This is a genomic window from Limnofasciculus baicalensis BBK-W-15 (genome assembly GCF_024178385.1).
GTDB classification, from domain to species: Bacteria; Cyanobacteriota; Cyanobacteriia; order Cyanobacteriales; family Coleofasciculaceae; genus Limnofasciculus; species Limnofasciculus baicalensis.
The window spans coordinates 1-7,108 of the sequence record NZ_JAMZMM010000324.1 but is presented as its reverse complement, the minus strand read 5'-3'; the positions used below and the strand labels follow the sequence as shown (position 1 = coordinate 7,108).

5 protein-coding genes are annotated in these 7,108 nt (G+C 41.5%); all 5 read left to right on the top strand.

Features of this window, described 5'->3' with window-relative positions; genetic code table 11:
- Positions 1-92 precede the first annotated feature (92 nt).
- Positions 93-749 (top strand): tetratricopeptide repeat protein, encoded by a 657-nt coding sequence (locus NJ959_RS23320; protein WP_254014139.1) that lies wholly within the window; start codon positions 93-95, stop codon positions 747-749.
- A gap of 510 nt (positions 750-1,259) precedes the next feature.
- On the top strand, positions 1,260-2,612 hold the full coding sequence (locus NJ959_RS23315) for a CmpA/NrtA family ABC transporter substrate-binding protein (RefSeq protein ID WP_254014138.1): 1,353 nt from the start codon (positions 1,260-1,262) through the stop codon (positions 2,610-2,612).
- Positions 2,613-2,730: 118 nt separating this feature from the next.
- Positions 2,731-3,573, top strand: a complete 843-nt coding sequence (ntrB, locus tag NJ959_RS23310) for a nitrate ABC transporter permease (RefSeq protein ID WP_254014137.1) — start codon at positions 2,731-2,733, stop codon at positions 3,571-3,573.
- Between the two features lie 146 nt (positions 3,574-3,719).
- A complete protein-coding gene (locus NJ959_RS23305; protein ID WP_254014136.1) occupies positions 3,720-5,723 on the top strand; it encodes an ABC transporter ATP-binding/substrate-binding protein in 2,004 nt (667 codons plus the stop codon).
- A gap of 235 nt (positions 5,724-5,958) precedes the next feature.
- Positions 5,959-6,819 carry a nitrate ABC transporter ATP-binding protein gene (locus NJ959_RS23295; protein ID WP_373693702.1) on the top strand — a complete coding sequence of 287 codons (861 nt, stop codon included), beginning with the start codon at positions 5,959-5,961 and terminating at the stop codon, positions 6,817-6,819.
- Positions 6,820-7,108 lie beyond the last annotated feature (289 nt).

The following is a 7,108-nucleotide window of genomic DNA, read 5'->3' as shown; positions in this document are numbered from 1 at the left end:
GAGCATCCCGATTTGGAAGAAATGCAGGTTGTATTCTTTCTCCCCCCTTTGACAATGGGGGCTGGGGGGGTGAAAAGGGGGGCAAAAAATGAGTGTCTTTGCCAAAGTGGAATGCTCCCAATAAACCAACAACCATGGACTCGTCGCCTATTTTTTTATCCTATATTAACCATAAGATAAAGATTATTCTAATTCCATTGCTTACTGCGATACTAACACAAGCTTGCAATAATCATGCTATTGCTAAATCATTCCAAGAAGAGGGATTAGAAAAAGCTGGCGCAGGAGATTATCAAGGAGCGATAGAAGAGTTTAATGAAGCGATTCATTTAGATGGTAACTTTGCTGATGCCTATTTTTACCGAGGTTATGCTCGCAGTCAGGTAGGTGATAAGCAAGGAGCGCTAGCAGATTATAACGAATTGATTCGTCTCAAACCCGATAAGCCTCTTGGATATAATAATCGGTGTTCCATTCGCATTCAGCTAAAAGACTATCAAAATGCTATAGCAGATTGCGATCGCGCCATTAATTTAGCACCCAACTTAGCTTTAGGTTATCAAACTCGCGGTCTTCTTAACTATAACTTGGGAGATAGAGAAGGTGCGATCGCGGATTTTCAGACAGGAGCAGAATTGTGGCGACAGCAAGGGAATATGGATAACTACCGCAGAATGATGGAACATATCAAACGGCTTGAGGCGGGCGCTTCCCCCTTGCCAAAGGCAGAAGATAGCAATAACCCCTAATCTCTTACCCTTAATCATAGACTGGAACAATAGTAACTATATGCTTATCTCTATGATATAGAGATAAACCAATTATATATATAAATAAACACCAATAATATAGGACTCAGTTACCTTTACAATCAAAGATCAGCGGATTTACTTATCTATTCCATTTAAAATTTTTTTAACATTTCCCTTGCCAAGGCGATCATTTCCTTTTTCGGGATGGTAAGCTTAGATCAAGTTGAAATTGCTGCCAGAGATTTTCTGGCACAACAATTGAATACTGCACCGAGCGCTAGGCTCTAAGTGGTAATATACTTGAGCGTTAGTCTCTGTTGCCTAATAAATCAAGTTTATTCCTGATTTAACACAACTGACTTTTGACGAACTTGTCATCTGGCATGTCTTCTGAAAAGAAGTATAGTTTACTTTTAGCTGCCAGAATTAAGAGGTTTCGTTAAAAGTTCGATTACCTGAAAATTCAATAATAAATAGAGAAAATATAGTAAGGATGAAGGAGATTTTATGAACAATTTTTCGCGACGGAGATTTTTATTAACGGCTGGGGCATCAGCGGCTGGTTCAATATTGCTCAATAGCTGCTTGGGCAACCCACCCTCAGCCATCAATGCGGGAACGCAATCGGCACAAGCTAAACCTCTTAATCTTAGTCCAGAAGAACAACCGGAAACAACTAAAGCCAATTTAGGATATATCGCCATTGTCGAAGCAGCACCCTTAATTATTGCGAAACACCTGGGATTCTTTGCTAAGTATGGCATGACCGATGTTAATATCGCCAAGCAAGCTAACTGGGGTTCAGCTAGAGATAACGTAGAAATTGGCTCTGCTGGCGGAGGTGTTGATGGCGGACAATGGCAAATGCCCATGCCCTATCAAATCAGTCAAGGCTTGATTACCAAAGGGAATGTGAAAATTCCCATGTACATCCTAGCACAGTTGAATACCCATGGGAATGGGATTGCGATCGCGAATATCCATAGAGGCAAAGGTTTGGGTTTAAAACTAGATGGCAAAAAGTCTTTCTTTGAAGGGCTAAAATCAAATGGCAAAAAGTTTAAAGCAGCCTATACTTTTCCCAAAGCTAACCAAGAATTTTGGATCCGTTATTGGGCAGCAGCTAGCGGAATTGATCCAGATTTAGAAATGGAATTGCTCACAGTTCCCGCCGCCCAAACTGTTGCTAATATGAAGACAGGTACGATGGATGCTTTCAGTACCGGAGATCCTTGGCCTTATCGAATTATTAACGATAAGATTGGCTTCATGGCAGCATTAACCGCAGAAATGTGGAAAGGGCATCCTGAAGAATACTTTGCCATGAGAGGCGACTGGGTTGAAAAAAATCCCAAAGCCACCAAAGCAATATTAAAAGGACTGATGGAAGCCCAACAATGGTGTGATAATTTTGATAATCGACCAGCGTTAGCCGAAATTCTAGCAGGACGGAACTACTTCAATCTAGCAGATCCTGCTATCCTTTTAAATCCGTTCATGGGCAAATATGACTTAGGGGAACGCAAAATTGACGATCGAAAAATGGCGGCATATTACTGGAAAGATGAAAAAGGTAGCGTTTCCTATCCCTACAAGAGTCACGATTTATGGTTCTTAACTGAAAGCGTTCGTTGGGGTTTCTTGCCGCCAGATACCTTAAGTAAGGCGAAAGAAATGATCGATGAAGTAAATCGGGAAGACATTTGGCGAGAAGCCGCGAAAGAAGCTGGAATTCCGGCGGCTGATATTCCTGCCAGTACTTCCCGTGGTGTTGAAGAGTTCTTTGATGGTATTAAGTTCGATCCGGAAAAACCAGAAGAATATCTAAAAAGCCTCAAAATCAAGAAAGTAAAAATTTAATATTTTTACTAGTAATAAAACTTGCCACTATGAAATAGTTTTTCTGTTGATAGTCAATAATTTATCCTCAGACAAAAACTGGACTTACTTTCAAATTAGCCCCAAGGAATTAAAACAAATGACTGTAGCACAGAGACGCTTAAACAATGGCTCCCAGAATCCCTTAATTGCTAACCTGCAAAAACAACTATCCAACCTCATCGCGCCACTAGTCGCCCTCGCAATTCTCCTAACTTTGTGGCAACTACTATCGATGACAGGAATCACTAAGTTACCTGGACCATTGAGTATTTTCACAGTACCACGAACCAGGGAATTACTATTTTATCCCTTTTTCGATCGCGGCGGTTTAGATAAAGGTTTGTTTTGGCAAACATTAGCTAGCCTACAACGAGTTGCGATTGGTTATACTGCTGCTGCTGCTGTCGGGATTGGGATGGGCATTTTAGTAGGTACAAATCCCCTGATGGACAAGGCATTAGATCCCATCTTTCAATTCTTACGGATGGTTGCACCTTTAGCCTGGGTTCCCATTGCCCTCGCCGCCTTACAAAAGAACGAACCTGCTGCTCTTTTTGTGATTTTTGTTACCTCAGTTTGGCCGATTTTAATTAATACTGCTGTCGGCGTAAAGCAAATTCCCCAAGATTACAATAACGTCGCCAAAGTTTTACAACTTTCCAAGCAAGAATACTTCTTCAATATTCTGATTCCATCTGCTCTTCCCTACATTTTTACTGGACTGAGAATTGCTATTGGTTTAGCTTGGTTAGCGATTATCGCCGCAGAAATCGTGATGTCAGGGATTGTCGGAATTGGCTTCTTCATCTGGGATGCTTATCAAAATAACTACGTGAGTGAAATCATCCTCGCCTTACTTTATATTGGTTCAGTTGGCTTGCTGTTAGATAAAGGCATTGCTTGGTTACAAACTCAAATTGTTCCCGAAGATCCGAAATAATTTGGTTATTGGTTATTGGTTGTTGGTTATTAGTTATTGGTTGTTGGTTATTGGTTAAATAAATGACAGTCGTGACAGTATAGAAGCCAGATCTAAAACAATTCGATCGAGAGTCAATTACCAAACAAAAAACAAAAAACAAAAAAATGAGCGTATTCGTAGCAGTAGATCAACTAGAAAAAGTTTTCCCCCTCTCAGGAGGTGGCGAATATATCGCCCTCAAAGGAATTGACCTTCAGATTAAGAAAGGCGAATTTATCTCCTTAATTGGCCACTCAGGTTGTGGCAAATCCACCTTATTAAATATGATTGCGGGTTTGGATTTGCCAACCGATGGAGTGGTAACATTAGAAGGGCAAAAGATTAACGAACCTGGACCAGAAAGGATGGTGGTATTCCAGAATTACTCCCTCCTACCTTGGCGCACCGTGAGAGAAAATATCGCCCTCGCCGTTAATTCTGTAATGAAAGGTTTGCCTGATGCTGAACGGAAAACTATCATAGAACAACATATTGATATGGTAGGGTTGCGCCCTCATGCAGATAAAGCCCCTGGGATGTTATCAGGTGGACAAAAACAACGAGTTGCGATCGCACGGGCTTTAGCTTTACGTCCGAAAGTGTTACTATTAGACGAACCATTCGGTGCATTAGATGCTCTAACCAGAGGGAATCTTCAAGAGCAATTAATGAAAATTTGTGAGGAAAATGAAGTCACGGGCGTGATGGTAACTCACGATGTCGATGAAGCGGTGCTATTATCTGACCGAATTGTGATGCTAACTAATGGTCCCGGTTCCAAAATTGGTCAGATTTTAGATGTGGATATTCCCCGTCCTCGCAAGCGGATGGAAGTAGTAGAACATCCTAGTTACTACGTCTTGCGTAGTGAGATGATTTACTTCCTCAATCAACAGAAACGCATCAAAAAGATGCGGGCGAGAAAAGTCACAACGGTACCTCGTCACGGGTTAGAAAAAGTTAACCTAGAAATTGGTTTTGTTCCCCTTACCGCTTGCGCCCCCATCGCCATTGCCAAAGAAAAAGGCTTCTTTACCAAACATGGTTTAGATGAAGTAAGTTTGGTGCGAGAAACCAGTTGGCGCGGGATTGTCGATGGCATGGCTGGCGGCTATGTAGATGCAGCACAAATGCCATCCGGAATGCCCTTATGGTTAACTTTAGGAGGTCATGAAAATCGACCATTACCTGTAGTTACTGCCCTAACTATGACTCGTAATGGTAATGGAATTACCTTATGCAAGCGCTTCTACGATCAAGGAGTACATACGTTAGCAGATTTCCGAAGACTGCTGCTAGAATTTCCCGATGAACAGCACAGAATGGGGATGGTTCATCCTTCCTCTATGCACAACTTACTCCTGCGATATTGGTTAGCGTCGGGTGGAATTGATCCGGATAAAGATATCCAACTAAAAACTATTCCACCTGCCCAAATGGTGGTAGATTTACAAGCAAAAACAATCGATGGTTTCTGTGTCGGCGAACCCTGGAATATTCGTGCGGCAATGGAAGATGTTGGATTTACTATTGCCACAGATTTAGAACTTTGGCCGGGACATCCTGGTAAAGTTCTCGGTGTCAGGGAAGATTGGGCAGAAGCTTATCCCAATACTCATATTGCCCTAGTCAAAGCAATGTTAGAAGCTTGTCGCTATTGTGCAGATACAGCTAACGAACAAGAAATTCGCCAAATTTTGTCACGGCGAGAATATGTAGGAACTAATATCTCTTACATTCATTTAGGAGATCCCAATGCTTCAACCTGTAGCTTAGAAAAACCGATGCGGGAATATGCCCATCACTTATTCTTTGGCGATGGCGTGAATCGTCCCAGTCGTACCGAACAATTGTGGCACATGACTCAACTTGCCCGTTGGGATCATACACCTTTCCCCAGAAACTGGGTGGAAATTTTGGAAAGGGTATGTCGAGTTCGGGTATTTAGTACTGCTGCCAGAGAATTAGGTTTGGTAGATATTAGCTACACCAAAGGTGCCATTGAATTATTCGATGGAATTCCATTTAATGCTGAAGATCCCCTTGGTTATCTGAATCGTTTGCGGATTAAACGGGATTTCAGTATCGCTGAAGTTGTCATCGATGCACCACGGAAAGCAGCAGCTTAATTTGTTATTGGTTATTGGTTATTTGTTGTTAGTTATTGGTTATTTGTTATTAGTTTTAGGAAGCGTATCTGGCCTGTAACCATTATTAATAACCAACACCTAACAACTAACAACCATTGGGGAGTGGGGAGTAGGGAGTGGGGAATGACTAATAACAAACAACCAACAACAAACAACCAACAACCAACAACTAACAACAAACAACCAACAACCAACAACTAACAACTAACAACCAATGAGCAACCGTACCTTAACCTATACCGAAACCAACCGACAACAGCAACGGATGAATACTGCCCAGCGGATTGAACCGTTCCTATCGATTGAAAATGTTAGTAAAATATACCCAACCAGAAAAGGTCCTTTCACAGTACTTGAGGGCGTAAATCTAACCGTAGATGAAGGTGAATTTATCTGCGTAATTGGGCACTCTGGCTGTGGTAAATCAACCCTCCTCAATATGGTGTCAGGTTTTGCATTTCCTACTCACGGAGAAGTGAAATTAGAAGGAAAACCAATTACCAAACCCGGACCAGATCGCATGGTAGTATTTCAAAATTACGCCCTACTACCTTGGCGGACTGCTTTTGAAAATATCTATCTAGCTGTTCACGCAGTTCATCCTAATAAGTCCCAAGCAGAAAAACGAGCGATAGTCCGTGATAGTATCGCCATGGTAGGCTTATCAGAAGCCGCTGATAAAAAACCACCACAAATGTCTGGTGGGATGAGACAACGAGTTTCCATTGCTCGCGCATTATCAATACGTCCAAAAGTTTTAATTTTAGATGAACCTTTTGGTGCATTAGATGCAATTACCAAAGAAGAATTGCAGGAAGAATTGCTCAAAATATGGAGTGATAATCGCTGCACCGTGCTAATGATTACTCACGATATTGATGAGGCTTTGTTCTTATCAGATAAATTAGTAATGATGACTAATGGTCCTGCTGCTAAAATTGGTGAAGTAATGGAAATTCCCTTCCCTCGTCCCCGGGATCGCGTTCAGATTATGGAAGATCCGGAATATTACAAATTGCGGAATCATGCTTTAGACTTCCTCTATCATCGTTTTGCTCATGATGATGTGGGTTAGAATTTGTCGGTGAATCTATTTGTCATCAGCAAATAAACCTGACATCCAGAAACCCTGTTTCTCCAAGAAACCCTGTTTCTCCAAGAAACCCTGTTTCTCTATTATCTGGATTCTTTGCAGGATTTGGGTAAGATTTTGACTCCTGTAATCTCTCCTGTAATAACAACAACCGACAGAGAATTTATTCTCTGTCTAATAGCTTAAGTCCGTTAAAACTGAGATCTTGCACCAATGGCAATAAACCGGAGGCTCTGCCTCTTATTGAGAATGGTGCAAGATCTCAGTTAAA

What these genes read in the sequence shown, in the direction of transcription:
- NJ959_RS23315 (WP_254014138.1), top strand. Translation starts at nt 1,260, where the DNA reads ATGAACAATTTTTCGCGACGGAGATTTTTATTAACGGCTGGGGCATCA.
- ntrB (WP_254014137.1), top strand. Translation starts at nt 2,731, where the DNA reads ATGACTGTAGCACAGAGACGCTTAAACAATGGCTCCCAGAATCCCTTA.
- NJ959_RS23305 (WP_254014136.1), top strand. Translation starts at nt 3,720, where the DNA reads ATGAGCGTATTCGTAGCAGTAGATCAACTAGAAAAAGTTTTCCCCCTC.
- NJ959_RS23295 (WP_373693702.1), top strand. Translation starts at nt 5,959, where the DNA reads ATGAGCAACCGTACCTTAACCTATACCGAAACCAACCGACAACAGCAA.